This is a genomic window from Evansella clarkii (genome assembly GCF_002019695.1).
Taxonomy (GTDB): domain Bacteria; phylum Bacillota; class Bacilli; order Bacillales; family Salisediminibacteriaceae; genus Evansella; species Evansella clarkii.
Window position 1 is genome coordinate 4,068,888 of the sequence record NZ_KV917376.1, and the last position, 26,802, is coordinate 4,095,689.

At 40.9% G+C, this 26,802-nt stretch carries 30 protein-coding genes; 3 read left to right on the top strand and 27 right to left on the bottom strand.

What is annotated here, in order from left to right:
* Positions 1-26: 26 nt before the first annotated feature.
* The 3 genes from BK582_RS19150 to BK582_RS19160 all read right to left on the bottom strand — a co-directional run bounded on the left by BK582_RS19150 (position 27) and on the right by BK582_RS19160 (position 2,132).
* Positions 27-1,013, bottom strand: a complete 987-nt coding sequence (locus BK582_RS19150) for an acrylyl-CoA reductase family protein (protein WP_078598138.1) — start codon at positions 1,011-1,013, stop codon at positions 27-29.
* 355 nt (positions 1,014-1,368) lie between these two features.
* Positions 1,369-1,614: a hypothetical protein gene (locus BK582_RS19155; protein WP_078596578.1), complete on the bottom strand. Its 246-nt coding sequence runs from the start codon at positions 1,612-1,614 to the stop codon at positions 1,369-1,371.
* A 71-nt stretch (positions 1,615-1,685) separates the two neighbouring features.
* Positions 1,686-2,132, bottom strand: coding sequence for an RDD family protein (locus BK582_RS19160; protein ID WP_078596579.1), 447 nt, complete (start codon positions 2,130-2,132; stop codon positions 1,686-1,688).
* A gap of 253 nt (positions 2,133-2,385) precedes the next feature.
* Between BK582_RS19160 and BK582_RS19165 the strand changes: the two genes are divergently transcribed.
* Entirely contained in the window at positions 2,386-2,565 is a 180-nt protein-coding gene (locus BK582_RS19165) for a DUF3896 family protein (RefSeq protein ID WP_078596580.1), read from the top strand.
* 511 nt (positions 2,566-3,076) lie between these two features.
* Here BK582_RS19165 and BK582_RS19170 read toward each other — a convergent pair.
* The 3 genes from BK582_RS19170 to BK582_RS19180 form a co-directional block, all read right to left on the bottom strand.
* Positions 3,077-4,390, bottom strand: a complete 1,314-nt coding sequence (locus tag BK582_RS19170) for a M20/M25/M40 family metallo-hydrolase (RefSeq protein WP_078596581.1) — start codon at positions 4,388-4,390, stop codon at positions 3,077-3,079.
* Positions 4,391-4,452: 62 nt separating this feature from the next.
* Complete coding sequence (locus tag BK582_RS19175; protein ID WP_078596582.1) at positions 4,453-5,151, bottom strand: small-conductance mechanosensitive channel; 699 nt, start codon at positions 5,149-5,151, stop codon at positions 4,453-4,455.
* A 15-nt stretch (positions 5,152-5,166) separates the two neighbouring features.
* Positions 5,167-5,874 (bottom strand): DUF5058 family protein, encoded by a 708-nt coding sequence (locus BK582_RS19180; RefSeq protein WP_078596583.1) that lies wholly within the window; start codon positions 5,872-5,874, stop codon positions 5,167-5,169.
* A gap of 167 nt (positions 5,875-6,041) precedes the next feature.
* Between BK582_RS19180 and BK582_RS19185 the strand changes: the two genes are divergently transcribed.
* A complete protein-coding gene (locus tag BK582_RS19185) occupies positions 6,042-6,713 on the top strand; it encodes a class I SAM-dependent methyltransferase (RefSeq protein ID WP_078596584.1) in 672 nt (223 codons plus the stop codon).
* Between the two features lie 229 nt (positions 6,714-6,942).
* On the opposite strand, the gene BK582_RS19190 is transcribed toward BK582_RS19185, so the two are convergent.
* From BK582_RS19190 to BK582_RS19225, 8 genes are all read right to left on the bottom strand, one after another.
* Entirely contained in the window at positions 6,943-7,251 is a 309-nt protein-coding gene (locus BK582_RS19190; RefSeq protein WP_078596585.1) for a hypothetical protein, read from the bottom strand.
* Between the two features lie 676 nt (positions 7,252-7,927).
* Positions 7,928-9,424 (bottom strand): leucyl aminopeptidase, encoded by a 1,497-nt coding sequence (locus BK582_RS19195; protein WP_078598140.1) that lies wholly within the window; start codon positions 9,422-9,424, stop codon positions 7,928-7,930.
* Between the two features lie 174 nt (positions 9,425-9,598).
* Complete coding sequence (locus tag BK582_RS19200) at positions 9,599-10,249, bottom strand: cyclase family protein (protein ID WP_078596586.1); 651 nt, start codon at positions 10,247-10,249, stop codon at positions 9,599-9,601.
* Between the two features lie 21 nt (positions 10,250-10,270).
* Positions 10,271-11,065, bottom strand: coding sequence for a carbon-nitrogen hydrolase family protein (locus BK582_RS19205; protein WP_078596587.1), 795 nt, complete (start codon positions 11,063-11,065; stop codon positions 10,271-10,273).
* A complete protein-coding gene (locus tag BK582_RS19210) occupies positions 11,065-12,426 on the bottom strand; it encodes a purine-cytosine permease family protein (protein ID WP_078596588.1) in 1,362 nt (453 codons plus the stop codon). The genes BK582_RS19205 and BK582_RS19210 overlap by 1 nt, the downstream gene beginning before the upstream one ends.
* Positions 12,427-12,477: 51 nt before the next feature.
* Positions 12,478-13,929: an aldehyde dehydrogenase family protein gene (locus BK582_RS19215; protein ID WP_420841235.1), complete on the bottom strand. Its 1,452-nt coding sequence runs from the start codon at positions 13,927-13,929 to the stop codon at positions 12,478-12,480.
* Between the two features lie 18 nt (positions 13,930-13,947).
* Positions 13,948-14,934 carry an agmatinase gene (gene speB, locus BK582_RS19220; protein ID WP_078596589.1) on the bottom strand — a complete coding sequence of 329 codons (987 nt, stop codon included), beginning with the start codon at positions 14,932-14,934 and terminating at the stop codon, positions 13,948-13,950.
* Positions 14,935-15,100: 166 nt separating this feature from the next.
* Complete coding sequence (locus tag BK582_RS19225) at positions 15,101-16,516, bottom strand: sigma-54 interaction domain-containing protein (protein WP_078596590.1); 1,416 nt, start codon at positions 16,514-16,516, stop codon at positions 15,101-15,103.
* Between the two features lie 234 nt (positions 16,517-16,750).
* Between BK582_RS19225 and BK582_RS19230 the strand changes: the two genes are divergently transcribed.
* Positions 16,751-18,370: an alkaline phosphatase family protein gene (locus tag BK582_RS19230; RefSeq protein ID WP_078596591.1), complete on the top strand. Its 1,620-nt coding sequence runs from the start codon at positions 16,751-16,753 to the stop codon at positions 18,368-18,370.
* 267 nt (positions 18,371-18,637) lie between these two features.
* On the opposite strand, the gene BK582_RS19240 is transcribed toward BK582_RS19230, so the two are convergent.
* The 13 genes from BK582_RS19240 to BK582_RS19300 form a co-directional block, all read right to left on the bottom strand.
* The gene (locus BK582_RS19240; RefSeq protein WP_078596593.1) at positions 18,638-19,687 is read right to left on the bottom strand and encodes a S41 family peptidase; all 1,050 of its coding nucleotides are present in this window, start codon (positions 19,685-19,687) and stop codon (positions 18,638-18,640) included.
* Between the two features lie 31 nt (positions 19,688-19,718).
* Positions 19,719-20,285 carry a GNAT family N-acetyltransferase gene (locus BK582_RS19245; protein ID WP_078596594.1) on the bottom strand — a complete coding sequence of 189 codons (567 nt, stop codon included), beginning with the start codon at positions 20,283-20,285 and terminating at the stop codon, positions 19,719-19,721.
* A 54-nt stretch (positions 20,286-20,339) separates the two neighbouring features.
* Positions 20,340-20,897, bottom strand: a complete 558-nt coding sequence (locus BK582_RS19250) for a histidine phosphatase family protein (RefSeq protein WP_078596595.1) — start codon at positions 20,895-20,897, stop codon at positions 20,340-20,342.
* 81 nt (positions 20,898-20,978) lie between these two features.
* Positions 20,979-21,413 carry a DUF4279 domain-containing protein gene (locus BK582_RS19255; protein ID WP_169911143.1) on the bottom strand — a complete coding sequence of 145 codons (435 nt, stop codon included), beginning with the start codon at positions 21,411-21,413 and terminating at the stop codon, positions 20,979-20,981.
* Positions 21,414-21,688: 275 nt separating this feature from the next.
* Positions 21,689-22,219 (bottom strand): GNAT family N-acetyltransferase, encoded by a 531-nt coding sequence (locus BK582_RS19260; RefSeq protein WP_078596597.1) that lies wholly within the window; start codon positions 22,217-22,219, stop codon positions 21,689-21,691.
* A 44-nt stretch (positions 22,220-22,263) separates the two neighbouring features.
* Complete coding sequence (locus BK582_RS19265) at positions 22,264-22,443, bottom strand: dynein light chain family protein (protein WP_078596598.1); 180 nt, start codon at positions 22,441-22,443, stop codon at positions 22,264-22,266.
* Positions 22,444-22,514: 71 nt separating this feature from the next.
* Positions 22,515-23,015, bottom strand: a complete 501-nt coding sequence (locus tag BK582_RS19270; RefSeq protein WP_078596599.1) for a DUF402 domain-containing protein — start codon at positions 23,013-23,015, stop codon at positions 22,515-22,517.
* 218 nt (positions 23,016-23,233) lie between these two features.
* Complete coding sequence (locus BK582_RS19275) at positions 23,234-23,614, bottom strand: YflT domain-containing protein (protein WP_169911145.1); 381 nt, start codon at positions 23,612-23,614, stop codon at positions 23,234-23,236.
* Positions 23,615-23,693: 79 nt separating this feature from the next.
* On the bottom strand, positions 23,694-24,233 hold the full coding sequence (locus tag BK582_RS19280; RefSeq protein WP_078596601.1) for a hypothetical protein: 540 nt from the start codon (positions 24,231-24,233) through the stop codon (positions 23,694-23,696).
* Between the two features lie 128 nt (positions 24,234-24,361).
* On the bottom strand, positions 24,362-24,541 hold the full coding sequence (locus tag BK582_RS27880) for a hypothetical protein (protein WP_244895431.1): 180 nt from the start codon (positions 24,539-24,541) through the stop codon (positions 24,362-24,364).
* 151 nt (positions 24,542-24,692) lie between these two features.
* A complete protein-coding gene (locus BK582_RS19290) occupies positions 24,693-25,613 on the bottom strand; it encodes a GNAT family N-acetyltransferase (protein WP_078596602.1) in 921 nt (306 codons plus the stop codon).
* Positions 25,614-25,723: 110 nt separating this feature from the next.
* The gene (locus tag BK582_RS19295; protein ID WP_209020967.1) at positions 25,724-26,218 is read right to left on the bottom strand and encodes a hypothetical protein; all 495 of its coding nucleotides are present in this window, start codon (positions 26,216-26,218) and stop codon (positions 25,724-25,726) included.
* A gap of 205 nt (positions 26,219-26,423) precedes the next feature.
* Positions 26,424-26,780 (bottom strand): hypothetical protein, encoded by a 357-nt coding sequence (locus BK582_RS19300; RefSeq protein WP_078596604.1) that lies wholly within the window; start codon positions 26,778-26,780, stop codon positions 26,424-26,426.
* Positions 26,781-26,802 lie beyond the last annotated feature (22 nt).

The window sequence follows — 26,802 nt, forward strand, 5'->3', positions numbered from 1 at the left end:
GTTGTTTCACTATTTTTCGCTGTTACTTAAAGTTTCACTATCGTTCTTCCCCGGACTTGTCCCTGAATAATCTCTCTTAATACTTCCGGAAGCTCCTCCAATGAGATTTCATTCACTATTTCACCAGTTAGTTCCGCTGGTTTTAAATCACTTCCAAGGCGGTCCCACACTTGCAGGCGCTTATCCATTGGACAGACTACTGAGTCTATTCCGAGCAGGTTGACGCCTCTGGAGATGAATGGCACAACCGTTGTGGAAACTTTAATCCCTCCAGTTAGCCCGGATGTAGCAACAGAACCCCCATACTTGAGTGTCTTTAAGATATACTGGAGTGTTTTTCCCCCAACCGGGTCCACTGCCCCTGCCCATTTCTCTTCATTTAGAGGTGCCTCTTCCGGGTCAACTATGTCATTACGGTTAATTACATGCTTGGCACCAATACTCTTAAGGTATTGTTCTTCCTGTATTTTTCCGGTGCTTGCTGTTACTTCGTAGCCTTTATTAGCCAGGATGTTGACTGCGATGCTGCCCACTCCGCCTGTCGCTCCTGCCACTAAAACAGGACCGTCTTTCGGTGTCAGCCCGTTGCCTTCAAGCCTTTCCACAGAAAGTGCCGCCGTAAATCCTGCAGTGCCAAGAATCATCGCTTCTTTCAGCGTAAGCCCTTCCGGCAAAGGAACTACCCAATCGGCAGGTACCCGGGCAACTTCGCTGAATCCTCCGGAATGGCCTGTGCCTAACCGATAGCTTGTCACTATGACTTCGTCGCCAGTTTTATATTTTTCACTTTTAGAATCCAACACTGTTCCGGCAAGGTCAATGCCAGGTACTAACGGTGTCGTTTCCACCAGCTGGCCCTGAACCGCTACGATCCCATCTTTAAAATTCACGCTGGAATATTCGACCTTGATAGTCACTTCCCCTTCAGGAAGGTCGTCCAGTGAAAGCTGCTTTATTTCCAGGTTTGTCTGATCATTTACTTTGTCTAATACTAAAGCTTTAAAAGAGTCCATTATATCAAGCCCTTTCCACACTTTTTTCAGGTTCTTCCTAAAATGGCCTGAAGTTTGTATTAACAAATTAACATAATGGATTCCTGCGCTTCAAATAATCAAACTTCATGGTACACCAGGCAGCTCTCAGGATATATTCTTTATAAAACGGCCGATCAGCCGCGGAAGATAGACCAGCACTTCCAAAAACACTTCAAATAAGGCAGCAGCCGTATGGCCTCTGTCGTCCTTCTTCTTCCTGCCCATTAATTAATATCTCCCTTCATCAGCTGTCAGTTTCCCGTCACTTTCTCTTCTGTTAATTACTTACGAATCGGGCAAAAAATAGTTTCAATAAAAAAAGAGCAGCTGACTCTTATAAATTTAACCCGGTAAAAAATCCATATAAAGGAAGAAAAGCAAAGACAACCAGCACCGTCCCGGTAATTATTTTCGCTTTATAAACAAGGCAGGTGATGCCTCTTGATAAAAGAATGATAGATAAAAACGGCAATATGTAGTGGAACATTGCAAGAGGAGAACCTTTTAAAAAGAAAATCAGCGCTAACAAACCAATTGCCCCAACAGATATAAAAAAATATATATCCAAAATCTGTTTCATTTGTTCTCCTCCATTTTCAATCTGGTTATCACTAGGCCTCCTGCGGGCATTAACATACCTTGCCGAAGCTCTTAATATTCCCGTTTATACTCCTTAGGTTCCATTTCCTGCTTATTTTTATATACTACATAGGTTTTCGCCAGTTTATCGTGAAAGCCTGTTTTTCTGTCTGAGAATGCCACCATAATATACCCTATGAATAATATCAGTGAAAGGAACTGGGAAAAATACCTGACCGCAGATCTCATGAAAGAAATTTTGCTGCCATCCTTGTTTATTATTTTTATTCGGAACAAAGCTTTTCCCAGTGTACCCTGAAGCTTTGTTACTGGCATGATAATAACGTAAAGCGACCAGATAACTGCCAGCGGAATAATCTGCCAGTCTGTAGTATTCTCATATCCTCCTAAGCCAAAAATCAGCCGGCTGAGCATATTAAAAGGATACAGTATAATTAGACAATCCACAAAAAGAGCAAACAGCCTCACAAAGAAACCTGCATAATTATATCCTGCCATAATACCGCCTCCTCTGTATGAATTCTTTCATTAAATTTTGTTTACATAATAATATTATAGTTAACTCAATTGTATAGAAATTTCATTTCAATATTGTCCACATCACGTTGAGTTATTAGATAATTAAGAAACTTTCACAAAACAGTAACAAGTGTGATAAAAATCCGCTTTGTTTTTTGAGTATAATTTAATTAAGAAAACGTTTACAGTCACCCTTTTCACGAACACTTATACATTTGAAAGGATGATTAAAATGGAATACAACAAATCAAAACAAAGACTGGAGGAAATGAAGCAGGAACTGATTGATGAACTGGAAAACCCGGGTTTGACAACTGCCGAAATAGAAAGACTTAAAATGTATATTGCTAACTATGAGTATATCATCGAATTAACAGACATGAATCATTATGGACGCGGTCCTGGTATCTGAGTATATAGTGAACCAGGTTCGCTCTTTTTTTTGCCTAAAAAAGAAAAAAACAATACTATTATAAGTATTGCTGAGCACTACCAGATTAACCATATGGCTGCTGGTATTTGTTATTCATTTTCTGCGATTCCCTTTGCTGCTCAGCTGGCAATCCTTCCAATCACTGGCAAAATTACGAGAAGAATCTGTACATAAAGAAATGCTTCCAGCGCCTTCTCATCGTCAACAACTTTCGTTTCTGTTCTTTGACGTTCCATTCAGCATTCCCCCTCAAATCTCCTTTAATACCATGCTCTGTCTCTTTTTTTCTTATTATAGCATGCAAAAAAGGAAAAATGAGGATATAAAATATGAATATTTTTACATTAAAATTATTTTTTGGATGTATTTCGACAAGCATTCGACCCTAATTTTCGGGGCTGATTCGTTATCTTCTATTAATTGCTTTCATAGAACAGAGGGAGCTGCATACAGCTCCCTCTCACTAGTTATTCGTACACTATATCCCCTCTTACTTTATCCGCTGGACGGCTTTAAAGATTGCTTCAGTTCCAAAATATAAACACTCAACGGGTATCCGTTCGTCTGCGGCATGCACGCTTGCGGTAAAATTAAAATCAGGCGGCAGATTCATTGGCGTAAAACCGTATGTCTGGATGCCAAGATTTGAGAAAAACCGACCGTCCGTCACTCCTGGAAGCACATACGGTATAGGCTTTGCTTTCTTATCATTTTCTTTAAGTATCTGTGCAAGAGTATTAAAGTGAGTTTTATCTGTTTCGGTTTCAACAATATCTGAACGGATAAATTCTATTTCCACAGAATCGTCATCAATCAGCTCTCTGAGTTCTTCCGCAAAATCCTCTTCCGTATAACCTGGTAGAATCCTGCCGTCTACCTCCAAAGTAATTTCGCTTGGAATAACATTGATTTTATCACTTGCCCTCAAAACTGTGGGAGACGCAGTATGATGCAGGAGGCTTCCGAACATTTTGCCTTTGTCTCCTAACATTTTCAGGACTTTCTCTGTTTTTTTCGGATTCAGAAGCTGTCTGAGTACGAGCTTCTTCGGCAAGGAAAGCTCCTTTGTGATCGCTTTTATCATCTCTCTCGCTTCCGGTGTAATATGAACAGGAAGAGGCTGATTCAGTTTTTCCAGAACCTGCCCCAGCTTAGCCATCGCTCCATCCTTAACCGGCATGGATCCGTGACCCCCTGGGCCTCTGATTGTAAGCTTCACCCAGCTTGACTGTTTTTCTGCCACCATTATTGGATAAAATCGTTTATTCGCAAGCTCCATAGAGAAACCGCCGAATTCACCAAGTGCATACTTCACCCCTTCAAACAGGTGGGGATGCTCCTCTGTTAAATATTTCGCCCCGTAATCTCCTCCGTTTTCTTCGTCACTTAAAATAACGAGAAGCAGGTCTCCCGGCAGTGGCGTTTTTTCCGCTTTCGCCTGCAGAAAAGCAGCAATCATCATCGCTACGCCGCTTTTCATATCCAGCGCGCCTCGTCCCCATATATAACCATCAATAATATCACCTGAAAAAGGATCATGAGACCAGTCCTGATTCTCTGTAGTTACAACATCGACATGGCCATAAAGCATTAGAGGCGGCGCATCCCCCTCTCCCTTTAATCGTGCTATTAAATTCGGCCGGTTTTCATCAAGCGAAACGAGCCGGGATTCAATGCCATACTCAGTGAGCAGGCTCTGGATATATTCTATACAGGCCCGCTCATGCCCGGGCGGGTTTGTCGTATTAAACTGTATTAATTTCTGCAGAATTTGATCTGGTTTTTTATGTATGGATGGACCCATAATTTTTCCCCCTTGAAATTCTTTCTCTAATATCCTGCTAAAAATGGCAGCTCGTCTTTACATCACTGCTTTTTTCGGCGCTCAATTAACATACAAACGATTACTGTAAGAAGAATTGAAACGAAAATATTATTCCAAGCTCCCACTGGCTGCATGATTACTGCCAAAGCGACAGTTATTCCAACTACAGCATAAACCGGCTTTTTAATAGCAAACTGGCCAAGAATACCACCGAAAATGGCAGGCAAAATGTATTGCAGCATGTCCTGCGCTCCTGGCGGCAAAACAGAAAGCAGGTAAGATCCGCCAAAAATAATAGGAATTAATATGGCAACATTCATAATTGATGCTGCACCAATACCTAAAGTTGCTGCAATTTCCCCTTTTTTTGTACCAGGCTCAGCACCAATAGAATTTTGCGCAGCTGCAGCGGAAGGAAGACACATATTTGAAATATTACCAGTTAGAAAAGCCAGGTACGTGCCGGAAACCCCCAGTGTTGGATAATATAATACCGGCTCCATCGCCCAGGCCAGTCCCATAAGGGCAGCGAAAGCAAGATACGCAGCAATGATCGGGCCCCAGCCAGGATGATATCCCAGTACAAAGGATAGATATACTGGAAGCAGAAGAGACAGAATAATAACACTCCAGATGGTTACTCTTCCCCAGAAATGAATCCGGCTGTAATAGTCAGTCAGGCCTTCTGCCCCTGGAGCGGCTTTATTTTTTCCCGAAAGCGAAGTATCATTTAAAGCCATAAGCCTTGCCTCCTTTTAAGTAAACAAATAACCGGTGAACAAACCTGCCAATATAGCCAGGCCGAGTGACCATTCCTTCAGCCAGACAAGATTTCTTTTATCCGCCAGTTTCTGCATACAAATCATAGAAACGCCCGCTCCGACAGCGACAAACAGATGTATGTACCCTTTCACCGCTTCACCCCCTGCAAAGAAGCTGAATGCGCCAATCAGAGCAGCTGTAGTAATCAGAATTACTCCTTTTCCATCCTTGCTTTTGCTTGAGGCTTTTTTCTCCAGTTTGCCGAACGATTTAGTGAAAACCGCTACAACGAATAAGCCGCCGGCACCACCGAGGCAGAGTGTCCAGACTACTGTAGTGAGAGCTTCAGCAGTATAGCCTGCTGCGCCAAGCTGAGCTCCATAAGCATCAGCACCAATACTCGCCCCCAGCGCTTCAATCGGAGCTGAACCAATTATCCCGATTCTCATCAACGTGAGCGGGTCTCCAAGAAATGTGATCAGTGATATAGCGATAACCATGATCGCCAGTGACGGTCCAATGGCGCTGATTGCCCCAGTGCGGAGAGCGCTCTGAACCTCACCCTTTGTCATGCCCACGGCAGAACTTGATTTAGACGCAAGCCTGATAAAAAGCAGTCCCTGAAAAACTACGATACTAATAATCATTCCTGCAAAAAGCCAGATAACTCCTCCATTTGCAATCTCCATTACTTCGCTCAATCTATCCCCCCTCCCTTAAAATATATTGGCAATTTTTGATAATATTTTTAATATATCATTAATTATCTGAAAAATCTTTATATTTTTACAGAGGAGTCTTACAGTTTCCGACTAATTTCATATGTTAAGATAATCGTAACAATGCCAGTGAAGGGCGGGATGATTGAATGAGTGAAGTTAAGAAGGATTTTGACTTGCAGCATCCGCACTGGGAAAACTACTGGGACACATTTTCCGCTGAAGGCGGCCTTGCCGTTGATGAAGCTCCTAGTGTTGCAGCAAAACAAGCCGCTGATGAGTTTAAAAAAAGAGGGATAGTGAACATTCTTGAACTTGGTGGCGGTTCCGGAAGAGACACACTGTTTTTTGCGAAAGAAGGTTTTCAGTTGCATGTAGTGGAGTATACAGAAAAAGGTGTTGAAATTATACGGAGGAAAGCTGCCGAAGCAGGAGTTGCGAACTCTGTAAAGGTTGTTCAGCATGATGTGAGGAAACCTCTTCCCTTTGAAAGCGGAAGTTTCGAAGGATGTTTCTCTCATATGCTTTATTGCATGGCATTTACGGAAAAAGAGTTACGAGGAATAAATCAGGAAATCAGAAGAGTTTTAATGTCCGGCGGAAGTAATATATATACAGCCAGGAATCTGAACGATCCAATGTACGGCGCCGGAACACATAAAGGCGGAAATGTTTACGAAGTGAACGGATTTATCATTCATTTCTTTGATAAAAAAATCATTGAAGATCTGTCAGAAGGCTATGAAATCCAGCAGATAAGCGAACTTGAGGAAGGCAGCCTGCCAAAAAGACTCTACAGTGTTATTCAACAAGTAAAATAAAGAATAATAAAAATACCGACATGGGTCTGGCCCTTGTCGGTTTTTCTATATGATAGGTGATAAATTAATATAAGATCTGTATTCTTTTATGGAAATTATTAATAATTACTTTAAATTGTGCAATTCATCCTCGAAGTTGTGCGATTAGCCCTTGGAGTTGGGCATATAACCTTTGAAGTTGGGCAAAAGTAGTGGGAATCACCCTCATACGCGTACATTCAGAATAACCCTACATCATTTGATATGGACCAAACGGTTTTTCCAGTATATATTGTTCTTCGGCCTTGTGGAGCATGGCTTCCCAGGAAGAAAAACTGGTATTCTCCTGTACATACATATTCCATTCCTCCGTAAGGAAAAGGATTTCGTCTTGCTGTTCAGCCAGCCAGCTTCCCCCCATATTCCTAAATTCTCCCCATGAAGCAAATGAAGTGTGTGCAGTCATAAATCGTTGATTGAAAAGCATAAGAAACGGGGCAGCATTTACTGTTTCAGTACTTCCAAGACCTTGAAACCATCCAATTACATTTTTGATCATCGTTCATCCATCCCCTGTTTAATAGTAAACCAGCTTACGAATTATACTTTTACAAAGATTTGACTTCACTTCGAGAATTGAGTAACGGATTTCTAGAATGAAAGTTGCCTTTTCGAGAATTGGACCCTTGATTTCGAGAATAGAACCTGCCTTTTCGAGAATGAAACTGCCGTCTTCGAGAATGGGCGTTCACTTCGAGAATTAGACTCCTGATTTCGAGAATAGAACCTGCCTTTTCGAGAATGAAACAACCATCTTCGAGAATGGGCGTTCACTTCGAGAATTAGACTCCTGATTTCGAGAATAGAACCTGCCTTTTCGAGAATGAAACTGCCGTCTTCGAGAATGGGCGTTCACTTCGAGAATTAGACTCCTGATTTCGAGAATAGAACCTGCCTTTTCGAGAATGAAACAACCATTTTTGAGAATTGAAAACGCCTGATTACCATCCAATCCGCCAATTCTCCAAAATTCATGACCTAATTCCTCAAACAGGCCACCCGACTTCAAAAATTTAATTTATTAATACTACATTGTTGCCTGCCAGCGACAATTCTATTACTTTTTTTGTTAACAATATATGCTTTTGTCCTGAGGGGATGAAAGATAAATTAAAAATAATGCCCAAACATACAAAAAGCACACCTCGCCAAGCAAGGTGTGCTCTTCATTATCCCTATTTTACAGCTTCATTCATTACTACCTTCACTAAAGTCCGTGCCATTACACCCGTCGGCCCTTTTGGCCCCAAATCATGCTCCGTGGAAGCCATTGCGGTCCCTGCGATATCAAGATGTACCCAAGGTGTATCTTCCGCAAAGTCACCGACAAACGCACCTGCTAAAATCGCGTGGCCGCCTCGTCCCGGACTGTTGTTCAGGTCAGCTATGTGGCTTGTTCGCACCTCTTTTTTATAGTGGTCAAAATAAGGCAGCTGCCAGATCATCTCACCTGTTTCGTCTGCAGCCTGCTGAACAGAAGCGAGCCATTCCTGGTCATTTGTCATAGCTCCGGTCACATGGTTTCCTAATGCTACCACTACCCCGCCTGTCAGAGTGGCAATATCGATAATTTTCGCCGCTCCTTTTGATTTTGCGTAAGTCACCGCGTCAGCCAGTGCAAGACGGCCTTCCGCGTCAGTATTACGAACTTCAATCGTTTTCCCGCTCATAGAAACAATAACATCGTCAGGTTTATAAGCATTCCCGCTGATCATATTGTCAGTGGCCGGAATGACAGCCATAACATTGGCTGCCGGTTTAAGAGCTCCGATAGCGTCCATAGCTCCGATCGTTGCGGCAGCACCGCCCATGTCCATCTTCATTCCAACGATGTTATCCTTCCCTTTCAGAGAATAACCGCCAGTATCAAAGGTAATTCCTTTTCCTACAAGCGCAAGTGGATTTTCCCACGAATCTCTTCCCTGGTAACGCATAACAATCAGCTTAGGTGGTTCGTCTGATCCCTGGTTCACTGCAAGGAGTGCCCCCATACCAAGAGATTCAATCTCTTCCTTATCGAGAATATCAATTTCAAAACCGTGCTTTTCCGCCACTTCCTGAGCGAATTCCGCAAGGTCTGTTGCAGTAAGCAGATTTCCAGGAGTATTTACAAGGCGCCGGGCAACGTTTGCTCCTTCTCCGAGAGCAAAACCTGTTTCCAGTCCTTTTAGAACTGCCTCTTCCCGCTCCCGGTTTGCTGAAGCAATAACTAACTTCGTAAGCTCAATTGCTGGTCTTGATTTTTTCGTATGATATGTGTTTAAAGTAAACGGCGCAAGTGAATGTGCTTCACCAATCGCTTCAAAAGCCTCGAGATCTGTGAGCGGCAAATCAGTCAGGCTGTCGACCGCCACAGCCGCCTTTTCGATATGTTCTTTCGCAAGCTGTTTAAAAGCTTTCCCGAAAGCTTTTCGAAGTGAATTCTTTGTAAGCTCTTCCCGCTTGCCAAGGCCTACAAAAAAAATACGCTTCGCCCCTGTTTTTCCAAATGTATGTAGCTTCATTACCCGCCCGGACTCATGAGATAAATCCCTCGATTCATAAAGCTCTTTTAACTGTCCGTCAAAGGCCTCGTCTATCGCCTGAAATGCGCCTTCTTTTTCCATAAAAATACCGAAAAGCAGCGCTTCTGTTTCCAGCTTTGTAAATTCTGTCTGTTTAAATTCGTACATTTTCTCACCCTCCTCGTTTTTTATTATACAGAACGTTTGCAGAATTGGAAAAATATTTATCCATTTATAAATAAGAATACCAGCCTGAATTTTTTCCTGAATAAAGATATCCTCTTGCTTCATTATGTATGCACAAAGAAACACCAGGCAGACATTCTGCCTGGTGTCTCCCTATTATATCAATTCAACAGCCACAGCCCTGACAGGAGACCCATCAAGCCCTTTTAGTTTTAACGGGAGGGCAATTATAAACGGGTCGGAAAAGTCCACCGCTTCCAGATTAGTCAGATTCTCGCCGATAATCCCGTTAACTTCAGTGATCGCCTCGTGTGCAGCGAAACTGGAACCGTCTGGCGGGTCTATGTTCAGAGCATCAATTAAGAAGGTGCGAACTCCTTTTGTAAGCATAGCTTCCACTGCTTCAATACTTAAATAAGGATGTTTATAATACCGTTCTTCACCGACGAAAACAGACCAGCCCGTGTAAAATAACACAATAACTCCACTATCCATTCGCCTCAGATAAGGTGTGATATCCTCTAAAGTAATCGACACACCTGGTTCTTTACCAGTAACGTTAATAATAATTCCACGCCCCAGAAATGGCGCAAGTCCCGATTCATCAATCGTCAGCCCGCTTTTATTTATATGTACCGGTGCATCCACATGTGTTCCTGTGTGAGAGCCTATATTCACTTGGCTCACATTATACCCGTCCTGCTCAATCGTAGCTGCCGGCCGGATATCTGGTTTGGGATCGCCTGGATATACAGGAGTGGAATTTGTGATATCCATTGATAAATCGACAATCTTCTTAACTCTCAAATCTTAGCCCCTCCCCAAAACTTATATCTTGTACACATCCACTCTTCTCTCATCAAGCATGGAGAAAAAATCTTTTCTCCACTCTTTCCGGATTTCCTGGTCCAGCAGCGCAAAAATAATTTGTTCATCATTATCAGCCCCGGCGATTCTTTCTCCATCAGGGCCATAAATACCTGATTCCCCGAAAAACTCCAGTTCTCCAGACTTTCCGACATGATTTACTGTCACTAAAAAGAGTGTATTATCAATCGCCCTAGCCATTCCGAAACGGTTGTAAGGTTTATTATACGGCTGTTCCCATGCACTTGGCGCGAGAACTACATGCGCACCTTTACACGCAAGCTCTCTTGCCAATTCTGGAAAAGCTAAATCCCAGCATATCATTAAGCCAAGCTTTCCCATGCTGCTTTCAATTAAAACTACTTCATTACCCGGAGTAAAATAACCCTTTTCCAATGGTGTTAAGTGAATCTTCCGATAATTACCAATAGTTTTCCCTGCTTCATTTATTACTTTTAATGAATTGTATATCTTGTCGTCTTCTCCCTGTTCCACGTATCCGTAGGCAAGGATCACACCGAATTCCCTGGCAAGCTGAGACATTTCTCCTTCAATTCTTCCACCTTGATTTTCTGCTACATCATAGAGCTCCTCAGACAGAAAATACCCGGTTGCAGCCAGCTCAGGAAATAAAATCAATTCTGCTTCAGGCTGTAACTCCTTAGTTTTACTCACAATGCTGCGAATTTTTTTAAGGTTCCTGTCCACTTCTCCGTTATAAAACTTATCCTGTACCCCTGCAATATACGAAACCATTAGGAAACTTCCTTTTTAGTAAGGTCAGGCTGCTCGGGTATTTGATTAGATAATTTCATTGCTGCCCAGTAGATGATACCAGAAACAAAGAAAGTAAGGATAGATGACCCGATACTCAATGGTGCTACATAAGTAAACACGTATGCAAAAGCGGCACCAAGTACATAAGCGATATATGCAGAAATATTTATTCCATTCTGATAACGGTAAAGTCCCTTTGTATCTTCTACAATATCGTCAGCATCGTAATTCCCTTTTTTAATTATAAAGAAATCCACAAGGACAATGGCGAAAATCGGGATAAACAAAGTTGCAATTAAAAGAATAAAGTCGAAGAAGCTTGCCATTAATGCTTCCTGCAAAAGAGCACCAAGGATTGTAATTACTCCGATAGCTGCTACTGGTTTCCAGAAGGATACCTTTGAGAATACGTTCATAAATGACATGGACGCACTGTACAATGCCATTACGTTTGTGGACACAACTGACAGGAAAACAACCACTGCAGCAACAAATCCAAAACCATACTGAGCAAGCAGCAGTGTAGGATCATACGTCTGTTCCATACCTGCAAGTATACTAAACCCGCTGACTGTAGCACCAAGCCCCATTGCTATAAGGGATGCTAAAATATATCCTAAATAAGTTCCTGCCATCGCCTTTGTCTCTGATTTGGCATATCTGTTGAAATCACAAACAGAGGACATCCAGGAAAACGCTGTAGCTACAACGATGTCAAACGCAATGATTGCAGAGATTTCCGGATTCTGTGCAACCTGTATTGTGATGAGCGAACCGATTTCATATCTGGTAAATAATTGAAAGAACACTACAGTGGATAAAAGGAGCATTCCTATTGATACTATCTTTTCAAGACCTTCTACTTTTCTGTGGCCATAAATCGTAATGCCAACCACTAAAAACTGAGTCAGTATAACAAACAGAGGTATATTGCTGTAGCCAGTCGCAAAGCTTACTGCATAGTTTAAACTGAGCCCTGCAAGGTATGCCTGTATCCAGCTCCACCCTATTAAAACTACTGTGTTAACGATTGAAGGGAGAATTGCTCCCCGCTGTCCAAATGCAGCCCTTGTCATCACCATTGTAGAGAGACCTGTTCTTGTCCCGATTCTTCCCGTAAGTGCGAGTGGGATAGCTCCAATCGCAGAGCCTATAATTATTACCCATATTGCAGTTGACCAGGGGAGGTCAGGGACGAAGAACATTCCTGTTAAAACAGACGTGATAACTACGTTAGCCGCCAGCCATAAGGCGAATGTTGAGAAAAATCCCATTGTCCTATCATTTTTGGAAGTTGGTCTGATGTTATCATTTCCAAACTGATTCACTAATTGAGCCATAAAAGTTCCTCCTATTCTTTATTTTTCCGCTTATTCTTAGGAGTAAATTAATTAAAACCTATACCAGCCAAGATCCCCCACTACTGCAGTTGCATTAAGATGTTTAGGCTGTGAATAGGCAGCAAGACCATGCGGGCCGAGCTCCCTTCCAGTGCCGCTCTGTTTAAATCCGCCCCAGGGTGCATTAACGAACGGTGTATGGTAGCTGTTAATCCATATAATCCCTGAGTCAATTTGATCTGCCACACGTTCTGCACGTTCCGCATCTTTGCTAAGTATTCCGGCAGCAAGACCATACTTTGTTCCGTTGGCAATTTCCACCGCCTCATCTTCACTTCTGAATGTCTGGATAACACAAAACGGACCAAAAATTTCCTCCTGAACAATTCCCATATCCGGCTGAACATCTGTGAAGATTACGGGAGTAAGGTAATAACCTTGCTCACCATAACGTTCTCCTCCTGTAACTAAAGTGGCTCCTTCTTCTAAGCCTTTTGATACGTAACTCTCTACTTTTTTCAGATGATCATTGCTGATTAACGGCCCCATATCCGTCTCTTCACTAAATGGATCTCCGAGTTTTATTTTCTTAGTTTTTTCTGCCATCTTTTCTGTAAAAGCGGCAAAAATATTCTCATGTACAAGAATTCTCGAGGAGGCTACACAAACTTCCCCCTGGTTAAAGAATGCACCGAAAATCGCCCATTCTGCTGCTTGTTCAATATTCACATCATCGAACACTATAAGAGGGGATTTACCACCGAGTTCCAAGGAAACATGTTTAAAAGTTTTGGCACATTGTTCATTGATAACTCGTCCGGTATCCGTGCCTCCTGTAAAGGAGATTTTATGAACATCTTCACTTAAAGTTATTGTCTGCCCGACTGTTTTTCCGTCCCCAAGCACGAGGTTAAAAACACCTTTCGGGAGACAGCATTCACTAATTAACTCAGCAAGTTTAATCATTGACAGCGGTGTCATTTCTGATGGTTTGAAAACAACTGTGTTTCCAGCAGCCAAAGCTGGAGCGATCTTCCATATTCCAAGAAGTAACGGGAAGTTCCACGGGACAATCAGACCGGTAACCCCATAAGGGACATTTTTTACAACACTTTCGGAGCCATCCCATTGTTCCATCTTTTCCGGGAACTGTTCCATAAGCAAATCAGCATAATATCGCAGACAACTAACAGAATCCTCCATATCAAGCCTTGATTCGCGAATAGGTTTTCCTGTATTTTCAGTTTCAAGTTGAGCCATAGTCTCTAAATTATTTTCCAGCTTTCCTGCGAGCTTCATGAGAAAAACTGCTCTTCCCTCTTTGTCATTTTTCCAGTTCGTTTCTTTAAAAGCCAGCCTTGCTGACTGTATAGCCAGCTCCACCTGCTCCACAGAAGCTTCATAAACCGTTACTATCTCCTGCTCCGTAGCAGGGTTAATAAGTTTTCTGAGATTTCCTGCCCCTTTTACCATCTCTCCATCAATAAAAAGTTGTTTCTCCACTGAAGAATCCTCCTCGTTTTACTCTGCAGCTGTAATAGTCTCTTCCTTTTTCTTAACTTTCTCCTGTTCCTTTTGTTTTTTCAAAGCAATCAGGGTAATCATTTCGTGTGCAATGTTAGCAGCCATGACTGCAGTTACTTCTCCACTGTCATATGGCGGCAGGACTTCCACAAGATCGAATCCCTTGAAGTTTAATCCGTGAAGCCTCCTCACACATTCGATTGCATCTACATTCGTCGCCCCGCATACTTCCGGTGTTCCAGTACCTGGTGCAAAGGATGGATCTACAAAATCAATATCGAAGGAAATAAATGCAGGGTGACTGCCAACACGGTTATGGACTCTTTTCATCACTTCGTCAAGCCCGATCTTTCTGAATTCTGACATTGTAATTACTTCAAAACCAAGCTCTCTCGTTTCATTCATATCATTTGGTCCATACAGCGAGCCGCGCATTCCGACCATAATAGAATGTTCCACATCGATAAGCCCTTCCTCCACTGCTCTCCTGAATGGTGTACCATGCATGTACTTTTCGCCATAATAGTTATCCCATGTGTCTGCATGAGCATCAAAAAGCACAAGTGCAACCGGACCATATTTTTCTGCAAAAGCACGGAGATTACCTAAAGTAATGGAATGGTCGCCTCCCAGTATTACAGGTGTAATCTCCCTTTCCAGGATGGGCCTTAATCCATTTTGTATGTTTTCATATGTACGATGGATGTTTCCAGGAATTACGTCAATGTCCCCATAGTCTACTCCTGAACAATAATCAAAAATATTTATGTCCTGATCGGGGTTGTATGGACGAAGCAAAACAGAGAAGTTTCTGATATGCTGCGGACCACCCCGCTGTCCTGTGCGGTATGAAGCTGCTGTGTCAAAAGGGACACCTGCAACTACAAAGTCCACATTATCAGTTGTAGTAATCTGCTCGAGTCTCATAAATGTACGTACACCGCAAAAGCGGGGAGATAATGACGAATCTTTTGGCTGATACATTAAAAATGCCCTCCCTAAGGTTGAAAATTATTCTGTGCACTTTCTATATAGTGCAAGAATGATGCCAACTTTAGAGAGGGCTTAGATGTGGCTAATTTGTGTCTGTTTGCATGAACATTAATGCAAAAATGCATTGGCAGCCTTACCTTTGATTCATTTATGCATTTTAATTCATTTTTGAATTAATATGGTATTTGTTTAGTTTTCTGACAACGGTAGACTGGCTGATACCAAGATATTCAGCCATTTCATAGGTCGTTTTAAACTGGCGGTATGCACGGCGGAGCCATCGTTTCTCTAAATTCTCCAATGCCTGTCTGAAATCTGCTGCCTCTTCTCCACCAGCTGGCATTTCAGTAATATCCTGAGCCGACTCTCCGAAATACTGCTGTACTGTAAGAGGAAGACTTTCAGTGCCAACAATATCCTGATCAGAAGTAAGTATAATTCTTTCAATCATATTCTCCAGTTCCCGTACATTTCCCGGCCAGTTGTATGAGATAAGCTGCTCCAGGGCAAGAGGATTAAATTGTTTCTGAGTACTGTACTTTTCGTTATGAACCTGAAGATAATGCTTGATAAGTAAAGGAATATCCTCTTTCCTCTCCCGTAACGGAGGTACTTCGATCGGAATTACATTAAGCCTGTAAAAAAGGTCCTGGCGAAACTTCCCTTCTTTCACCATTTTTTCAAGGTCCTGATTCGTCGCTGCGATTAATCTGAAATCAATCTTCCTCGGGTTAAGGCCGCCTACTCGTGTCACCATTTTTTCCTGAAGAACTTTAAGCAATTTTGACTGCACAACGAATGGCAGCTCACCAATTTCGTCGAGAAATAAAGTCCCTCCGTCGCTAAGCTCGATCAGCCCTTGTTTTCCTTTTTTATTTGCTCCGGTAAAAGAACCTGACTCAAAGCCAAACATTTCCGATTCAAACAGAGATTCCGGGATGGCACTGCAGTCCACTTCCACAAAGCTTCCGCCGGCACGGTCGCTTCTGTTATGAAGAGCCCTGGCAAGCACATTTTTCCCTGAACCAGATTCTCCAAGAAACACGACTGTAGCTTCTGATCTGGAAATCCTTTCAATCAGCTTCCATACTCTGCTAGCCGCTTTACTCTTTAGCACAATGCCTTCCTCAAACGCATCTTTATACCGCAGCTCTTCTAATTGATATTCATATTGTCCCATCCGCTTTTGCAGCTCGTCATAATTTTCCTTCAGCTCTTCTATTTCTGTCAGATCGTAAGAAAAACTAATCACCCTTACGATCGAACCGTCATCATCAAAAACTGGCATTCCCGTTGCAAGGACAGTACGTCCCGCTTTTGTATACTGCATACTCTGGCGTTCTTTTTTCTCTTTCAGAACTTTAACTGTAATAGACGGGGTAAAAATATTTTCTTTTTCTAACTCAAATACCGTTTTTCCAATGATATCCTGATATCCCACCCCATATATGTCAAGGCAGTTTGGGCTGACCTTTAAAACCGTACCTTTTCCATCTGTAATTACAATATTATCTTTGGAAGATGTTAATAAGGCGTTGAGCTCTAATTCGAGCAGTTCAACTTTATTTTTCATCCATGACTGCCTCCTTTTTCACAAAAAATAAACAGTATAGTAAAATTTCGAAGATTATAAATTAAATATACTTTTCTGGTATAGTTTCATATTAAAACAGAATAATGGAAAAGAAAATCACTTCTTACTCACTAATTAATATTAATTTTTTAAATATGTTTAAAATAACGAATTCATAAAAACTGCCAGACCAAGGAAATATATAACTTAACACGAAATTTTTTGGAGGCTTCCATGAAAAAACTGTTATTTATTCTCCTCATATGTATTGTCTCTGCCTGCCAGAATGACGAACAGGATCCGGGGCAAAAAGGCCTGGCCGCATCCATTGAAAATAGTGATTATGACGGAAAAAAAGTGGTGATGATCATTGTGGATACAATGATGGGTTCCCTCGTCGACAGTGCTTTGCAGGAAGAAAGCATGCCTGCCCTCCAGTTTCTGGTTGAAAACGGCCAGTATTATAAAGAATTAGTATCTCCGTTTCCCACGATGTCAGTTACTATTGAAAGCACACTTCTTACCGGAGAAATGGCTGATAAGCACAAAGTTCCCGGGCTCTACTGGTACGATCAGTCAGAAGACAGGCTTGTGAACTATGGCTCCTCCTTCCAGACCTGGCTTGCCCTTGGGGTGAAAACAAGTATGCATGATGCTCTTTATAAGCTTAATAATCAGCATTTAAGTCAAAATGTTACTACCCTGTTCGAAGACCTGGAGGAAAAAGGTTTATCGAGTGGTGCCATTAATACAGTTATTTACCAGGGGAAGGACAAACATAAACTGAAAATTCCAGGGTTTATTAACGAAGCACTGGGCATTCCTAATGCTATTGAAACTAAAGGGCCTGACCTACTCGCTTTTGGCAAGCTTGCTGTTCCGGATGTTCTGGAGGAAACCGACTTTTCTGACGGGGTCTTCAGCAGATATGGTTTAAATGACAAGTTTTCCGCAGAAGTGATGGAAGCTCTGATAAAAGAAGGAAAACAGCCGGATTTCACGTTGATCTTTCTACCTGATTTTGATAAAAAAGCTCACCGGCACAGTCCTCATTACCTGAAGGGCTTTGAAGAAACGGATCAGTACCTTCAAGGAATTCTAAACGCATACGGCAGCTGGGAAGACGCTCTCGAAGAAAACATTTTTATCGTACTTGGGGACCATGGCTCTGACAAACTAACCGAAGATGAAGAGGAGCTTACGATTAATCTGCAGAATTTGTATTCTGAATTTACGTCCGCTCAGCTTGGAGATCCTGTACACAAAGGAAACATAGCGTTCGGCATTAATCAGCGAATGGCTTATATATACGATCCTTATGATACAGAAATACTCCCCTACCTGGGACAGCAGGCGATGCAGGACAAGCGTGTGGCCTTTGCAGCATGGATGGATAAAGAGGAAGCGGGCAACTGGGTAACTGTCATTTCCCCTGACAGTGATACAATGTTCCGTTTTAAGCCTGAAGGCGAATGGCTTGATAAATACGGGCAGAGCTGGTCCATAGACGGAGACACCGGGATACTCTCTGTTGAAGCAGATGAGATAACTGGGCAGATCTCCTATCAGGATTATCCCGATGTTTTGAACCAGCTCTATACTTCTTTCCTTTCCCATGAAGCAAAAAAGGTTGTCCTTGCAGCGGAGCCAGGATATTCTTTCTGGGGAGACACACTCCCCACCTATCCTGACGGCGGAGAGCATGGCGGCATTCATAAAAATGATACTTTAACCGCTCTCGTTATTGCAGGAACAGACAAGGAGCCAGAAAAATTAAGAATACTTGATCTGAAGGATTATGTGATGGAGCTCTTCTCAGAAGAAGCTGGCTTGGATGGTCAGGCAGAACGTTAAACGTGCCAGAACAGAAAAGCCAGCTAATTGGTGTACTTTGGGAGTAATACTAAGAAGAGTGTAAAAATTGAACTGCTCTATTTAAGTCCACATCCTCCGTTATATGCCGCGGAGTCCATGGTATGTAAATATCTGGTGCAATTCCTCCATTTTTGACCCGGTCCTTTTTATTTAAACCGTATTCTATTCTTGATGTTGGATACCAGAGCTCGAATACCCCTTCCCACTCCATTATTGTGAGATTCGAGTAATTATTGACACCTGCAGTCATCTGCCAATCACAGTTGCTTTGGAAGATTTTTTACAACTTTCAACGAAATCTTCACCTGCACTCCCGCAGTTAACATCTGTTAGTACAACCACCTGTTGCGGGAATTTCTTCCCTTCAATAGTCATTGAAGGGGTTTCTTCGAATAATATCTTAAATCCATTTCCAACATTTTCTTCAAATTTTACCAGGAACATATGTAAATGCTCTTTCAGCTCTTTATCCTGAACTTCTTCCATAAACTGCCCTAAATATTTTTTAGTTAATTCAAAGTTTCGCCTCGTACAATGATAGGAGTGCATAGAATCTTCAAATGTTACATGAGTTGAACCTTCAGGAAAAAGATATGGCATAAGTTCTTTATATGCAGCATCGCTCCCGCCGCCGTTTTCCCTAACATCAACGATTAAATTGGGAACGGTTTGAAGATCCTCTTCTACATCAGCTATTAAATCAGGAATTGCTGTCAGACTGGAGAAATCCGATAGTGTCATCAGTAAGGTATCATTATTGACTTTTTGTACTGTATGTTGCGGGACATATTTACTCTTTTCATATTGTTTCAGATCAATCATTTTTATATCGCCGTTTATTTCTTTAACTTCGCAATTAGAATATTTTTGAATGACTTGTTTCCAATTTTCTCTTTCCGCCACATCTTCAATTAATTCTCTTTTATGTTTCCTTGCCAATTCACTTATTGGCTTATTATCTAACGAAAGAATGATATCACCGATATTAACACGTTCTTCTTTTGAAACATGTGTTATGTATAGCTTATCTCCAAACCTTTTAACCTGAAAGCCATTGTCATGCACTTTATGTTCTTTGCTCCCGGTTAACTTAAAGTACATGTGCCGGTCCTTGAAATCCAGTAAGTAATCCTGAACCAGATTAGTAAAGGCCTCAGGGGTCAACTCATTTCTTTCCTCTAACAAAGCTATTTGGCATTTGTATTTTTCCGGGTTATCCCATCCTCTTTTATCTTCGCTTCCTGAATAATCATGATGGGTAATGGAGACAATCTCATTAAATATCTTTGCGTTCAAAAATAATACCCCCTATTATTAATGGCGTGAATTATGAATTGCCAACCTTCCATGATTTGTTCATCCATTCTTCTTTTAACAGCCCATATATTGTTCTGTCGAGGTATTGCCCATTTAAATATTCGTAATCTCTTATTGTTCCTTCTTCTGAAAAACCTAATCGTTCCGGGATAGCTTTACTTTTTATATTTATACTGGCGACATTGATTTCCACTTTATTTATTTCTAAATCGTCGAAGGCGTGTTTGACCAGTAAGTTACAGGCCTTCGTTGCTAATCCCAATCCTTCATAGTTTTCACCCAGCCAATACCCAATCTCTGTCTTATTATTATTCCAGTCAAAATTCAGATAACCTACTGAACCAGCAATCTTTCCTTGATGCCAGATTCCAGCCCAGTAACCATTGTTCAGAGCGAATCTATTTAAAGATTTTTCAATAAACTTCTCTGTATCTTTAACTTCATTTGTATAATTAGGGAATGAAAGCCACTTACCTATGCTGTCACGGCTGCCTTCAATTAAATTAAATAATTCAGCAGCGTGCCTTGGTTCCAGTATTGCTAAATGCGTTTCTTTATCAATATCTGCTTTAAACAACCTTCTTACTCCAAATAAAAAATCGTATTGTCAGTCCTGATAGTTAAGAACAGTTTATCTTCTTTTCCACAGTCTGCTTACACTTCTTAACTCTTTGCCATCGAAAGTTAACTTATAGATATCGGGCATATCGAGCTTTTTCCAAAACGGGAAATCAAACTGACTATCGAAATAATTCATAATCAGGACCATTATGTTGCCATGTGTACCGATAACGACATTTTTACCCTTATATTTATCTAACACAGTATAAGTGGTTTCCACGCCGCGGGCTTGACCCATATTATTTGACTCTCCACCTTCCAGGGAAAAACTGAAATCATCCCATACTTTAGTGATTGCATGATTAAAATCTTCAACTGGGACTGGGCTTAAATTACGTTCTTTAAAACCCTCTAAAACTACAATCTCTTTACCTATGTATGCTGCGACACCTTCCACAGTTTGAATTGCACGCTTATATGGACTTGCAATAACAATGTCAATATTCTCCGCAGTTAAGATTTCATTCACTTTAGGCATATCAGTAAAACCTCTTTCTGACAGAGGTCTCCCTAATTCATCTGGTGTATAGGCAGAATGTGCATGCCTGACAAAATATAAGTTAGTCAATTTAATTCAACTCCGTTAAAATGCTGTTCTTAATGGATGGTCAAGCAAAGCAACGATAGTTTCTTTTATTAACGATTAATATTAATTCTCTTCTTCAACAAACCCATAAACATAATCGTCTATTTCTATTAGAGTGTCTATGCTTACTGCAAATTTCATTACATCTACCGGGAAAGAGTATCCAGGGGACCTTCCCTCAACAACGTAAGTAACTACTCGTATGACTGTTCCTAACCCCAGCTCATTTTTTAATTCTTTTATAATATTGCTTTTATCTTTGAAGGTATCAACAATTTGTTCCATAAGCATTTCAAAATCTAATGTTTCAACTAATCCTGTACTATATTTCCATGATGTAAACCTATATTGTCTTAAGGAATTAGCCCATTGACCAATTTTTTCCGTATCAGTTGGAGTAATACCTAGTTTATCTGTTACAGTTGTCAGAGAAAAGTCCAAGCCAGGTTCAAGTTTTACAAATTCTATATATACTTCAATGGATGTTTTATTATTCAATACCTTCACCTCGGCCATTAACTAATTACTATTAGCTATCTATGTTTGCAGTATAAAAGAGCAACAGTACTTTTATTACCACTTAAACTTTCGTTGAAGAGTGTTTACTTTTTTATATTTTTATTATGAGCATACTAATTAGTCCAGCCATAAGATGAACATATACTCTATCACAATAGATAAAACCACCAGGTTAGCACCAATACAGCTATGTCACCTTTTGAAATTCAAATGCCTTTATTGAAAAAATGCATACTTTAATTGGGAAAATCAGACTATCGGGATTCTATTTTTTCAATAACGTCATCAACCTTCTCCCATACATAGATTAGTTCGTTTAATATTTTTCCACCTATTTTAATTTGAACTGTTTGAACTAATTTCGCCCCATAATATTCATAGAAAAATCGAGTTTTATTTTCTTCAAGAACTTCAACAAATATTTTTTCATAACCCATTTTTTTAAAATGAGCAAATTGTGCTTGAAACAGCCTTTTACCTATTCCTTTTCCTTGATAGTTTTCCAGCAGGTAAATCGAAGTTAAGTCACTGGCATTTTCCACTGCATTGCTATCTCTCTTCCAGGCATCTGCAAAACCTATAATTTGCCCTGCATTATTCTCTGCTACAACAACATAATTCTCTTCTTTTGCGATATTTATCTTCCATAGTTCTGTTCGTTGCTCAACAGATAAATTGTCTAAAAAATCATCTGGGATAATGCCTTGATAAGTCGATCTCCAGCTATCCACATGAACTTCCGCAATTCCTTGTGCATCATCTGACTTCGCTCTTCTTATTATCATTTTGGCACCCCGTTATGTATTTAATCTTTCAACAATAGCCTTTACTAAAAAAACAAAGGAATCATACTAAGTAATAATGTTGCAAATAAAACTGCAGCAAATACTAGGATGCAATTTATTATAAATTTCATTGGTGGCACATATTTAGTGTTATCTAATTTATCAAGTTTTTCATTAATATTTTTGAGCTCTTTCAATATCTCTTTATTTATTTCGTCTGACACAAGTATCTCTCCCTATATTATGTAAATATTTTTCTTCTAAGAGCCTCACAATGAAGTACATTGTTGCCAGTTCATAAAGTTAGTCCTTCAAGCGGATTCTCTACAAATGGAAATTCTTTATTTTCCACTTTCCCCATTAGTTCTTCTAATGCTTGAATTGCCGCCTCTTTAAGTTCGAAAGGGTAATTATATGTAGAACTATTAACCTCAAACTCTTCTTGATCAATAACTTGCCATTTCTTATTATTTTGTTTTACTAAATCCAAGTCTAAATCAACAAAGCTAATGTTGTCTTCGTTCAACACGGAAGGCTTGGCGACATTACAATAGTATGAAAGAACTTTGCCCTGTTGTATTTCCATCGCCACGGTAAACCATTCTTTTAAAGAGAAATATTCTAATGATGTATTATTTACCGTAAAAGTCGCTTCCTTGGTGTAATGCTTTAATCTCCTCCCAGGTTTGCAGTGTACCAGGACATAGTCTTCCGTTTTTTCCAGTAATTCTCCTTTCCATTCGTAATGGGGAATATCAGGATATTTTAATGCTGTAATAGTAACTTTCCCACCCATTCTCCTCCTCCTTCTTATTTAAGATAGGCCGATCGCTGGGCTGCACACAACCTTATTTTACCATAAAAATACCAAATGATTTCCGGCAATTACAAGATAGCTCACAAAATGCCCTTATCTAAAAAAAGAAGTACAGTAATGGGTACAAATTCCACTAATGCACTCCAAAACTGTACTACATCAGGCGGTTTCCCTGCCTTTTTCAATTTCTTCTGTGATTATCTTGATAAAGGAGCAAGTACCGCGATTTTTCCTTCCCGAACTTCTTTGTCATACTTCTCGGCTTCTTCTTCCGATAAACCCAGCTTAGTAAAGTGGCCTGCGTATCCGAATGAATGGTAGCCGGTTCTGTTTTCTTCCCCTTTAAAAGCTGCTTTTACCTTCTCCCAGAAAGTATCCGCTTCTTCGAATTCTTTGTTGACGGGGAGTTTATCAGAATCTGCTTCAACCCCTGTTTCCCGTCTCAGCCATTCGGTGTTTTCACTATCATTTGCAATAATGGCGATTTCCTCCGCCGGGATACCTTCCGTCTTCAGTTTCCCGACCGCTTCTTTCACTTCTTGCTCTGTGTTGTATAACCCTTGAACTTGTTTCTTCATTTTTTGCCTCCTCCTGCTGGTCAGTTCACTCATGTAATTCTTATTCCCGCTTAGAATCTTCGTCAATCAGCTGACAAAATCACTGTGACATCCGGTTAGCGAGAAAAAGCCTTCCCATACCGTAACCAGCAAGGCTGGAAAAATAAAGCAGAGCTATACTGGCAAACTCAAGTGTGAAAGAGGGAAGCACATCAAAAAAGTAGGAGAAACCACCATACAACGGAACCGTGTAGATGAAAACAGCAGGATAAAATACAAAAGGAAACATAGTAAGCAGACCAAACAAAATAAGGAAAGCCCCGGCACCCCAATATAACGTCAAAAATGGTATGTAGTTTCGTTTTTTCTGTCCTGCCATATAAAAACTATAAATAAACCAGAGCAGAAGAAACAGAATGGAAGAAATTCCGTGAATCATTGCAGGCTCCGTCTTCATCACATATGTATTGTAGCTGATCAGGCTGAAAACAAGCGTAACAGCCAGAATTAAAACGAGATGCAGGCGCATTTCAGAAAAAACACGGAAGCCTTTCCTGGACATAAAATAACGCACACTTAACACTGAGGCTGCTAAAATGGCTAATAAAGTGATTACAGTAAGGATAACTGCAAGATCCATATTTCCCACCACTCCTTATTATTTAACGGGCTGGAGGATCGTTCGCTGGACAGGAACTCCTCCCACATTAACATTTCTTTTAAGGAATAAATATTTTTTCCATCTATTAAAAATAAACTTTTACCCTCTTAACTTACTTCCCTTCCTTCACTTTCCAGTGTTGAATGAATAGCTGCTACATATTCATTTCGATTAAAATGTCTTTCCTCAAAATCAATAATAATGTTGCCTTTTTGATAACCCATTAACCAATTGAAGAACAAAAGAAGGGCAGCACTTGTGACTATAATTAAAATGATATTTGCCAACTTTATTCACCTCTTTTATTACATACGAAAAAATATGCGGCCGGTTTCATCTATGGCTGGTTACTCTTGTTTCCCGCAACCCCTGATCAAAAGCATTTTACCCGTAAACCAAAAAAGCATGATTATTGATAACCATGCTTTTAAGAGACATTTAATTACCATACACTTGAAATTGTTTCCCGCCAACTCGGCCCTTTTGCCAGTCTTCTTTAAATGCTCCATGGAGAATCCAGGGTGAAGGCAGTTTAAACTCATGCCCTACAGGCAGAGCAGCAGCCTGTGTTTTAGTTAGATCCATCCATATATATGTTTCCTCTTCATCTTCCTGCTTTTTTTCCCGCGCTAACTTTTCGTAATCTGCTTTTATCGTTTCCCAGAGCCCTTGCTGCTCGGCAAGATCGTCCCATGGATAGACGGCATGCAAGTAATGGTATTTCTTCTGATCCTCTTTCGTTATGAGTACGCGTGTGCCTGCCTCATTTTCATAAAACGACCATTCGCTTACTTTCTCCTCCGGGAATAACGCTTCTGAAGCTGGGAAGGAATAATAGACTTCGTAAGGAAAAACCGCGGAATTTTCTATATATATTTCTTCCAGCCAATCCTTCTTCCGCTGATGTGACTCTATTTTTATCCACTTTGCACGGCCGTTTCCCAGTACAGCCGTATCCTTTGTGACAGCACCATGCCTCGGTGTATGGGCAGGGAGCCCAAGCTTTTCCAGCACTCGCCTTGCCGGGATGTTCTCTTCCTGGGTGTTCGCACCCACCCACTTGATACCCGGTTCTTGAAATGCCTGGTCCATCACACTGGCAATAAGCTTTGTCGCATTATTTTTTCCCCGGAAATGCTGGTCACTTCTGAGCCGGCCGAGCATGGCATACTTACCGGCAAAAATCGTATAGCCGCCCATGCATATCATGTGGTCACCATCGAACATTCCGTAGAGATGATGTGTCCCGGAAGTAAGACGATCAAATATCCGCTCCACGTAGTCATCTTCTATTCCTGTATCCATTGCTTTTAAAAAATGAAAATCATTCTCTGACAATTTCCTGATCGTTTCACTCATACAAGTCACTTCCTATTTCGTCCAGTTGTTTGAATTATTCTGCGAGTTCTATTATAAACGGTGTTGGAAGGTTTTTGCATTTCATATGCAGTCATAGCAAATAGAAAACTCTATTTCAATTCTTCTATTTTCTTTTCTGTCAGGCTGTATTGTTTGTTAATAAAATCCAGTCTTTTTCTGGCTGCATCCATTAAAATGTCATTGTTCATCTTTTCTCCTGCCAGCAGTATGTTTTGCAGCAGCTTTTCCAGTCCTCTTTTCCCTGCTTTTTTTACCGCAAGCATGTCACACTTCATTTCTGCTATAAGGTCCAGCTCTTTCCCGCTGCGGACCGGGTAGGTTAAATGCCCGATCTCATGCCAGATAATCGCTTCTTTTATCCTGTCATCTGAGGTAAAGTTCGCGTAGTCATAAACGAGTATGCACCCAGAGTATGCCAATTCGTTTGATTCTGTAAAAAGAGTAAGGATCCTTGTATCCAGGTTATTGATTGAAAAGAAGAAACCAGCGCCCTTGCCGTGGTAGTTTAAAAGTCTCTTTTTATCTTCCAGTACAATAATTGGTTTTTCCAGGCCGTATTTTTCCGAAGACAGAATACTCCCCACACACTGCATCATTTTTTCCCCTTTCCGTTCCTTAACCTGTATGGACTTTCCTGCGGCTCATACCTCATACCAATGAACATGTAATAAAAGAGCCCATCGTATTAACAAGTATGTAAGAAAAACCCTCTTTTATACCGGTTTCTTTAGGTTTAATGAAAGAAAAGAAAAAAGACCTGGCATCAGCAAGGTCAGGTTCCATCGATAGTTATGGAGTTGTCTTACCAGTATCAAGATGGAGGTTTAACGAATCTGTTTCTTCACCATCTACAAAAAGCTTACCTTCGCTAATAAAAAATTGTTTATCAAAATAAACGACTTCCCCTGTGAAAGCATCGGCATATTCGAGCAGATAACTGCCATCAGGAAGACGGAAAACATACTTTCCATTATCGCTGATCCAGTTCTCATGCCATGTGAATGGTTCCCCTTCTTCGTCTAGTGCTGCAACTGCGACATATCCATCTCTTACCGGCTTATTTTTACTGTAGACAGTGCCAGACAAGGTAACAGGCGGAACTACTATATCCAGGCTGTCAGCTGCCTCGCCATCAATTTTCTCCACAACAAAACAAGACCGCTGGCGC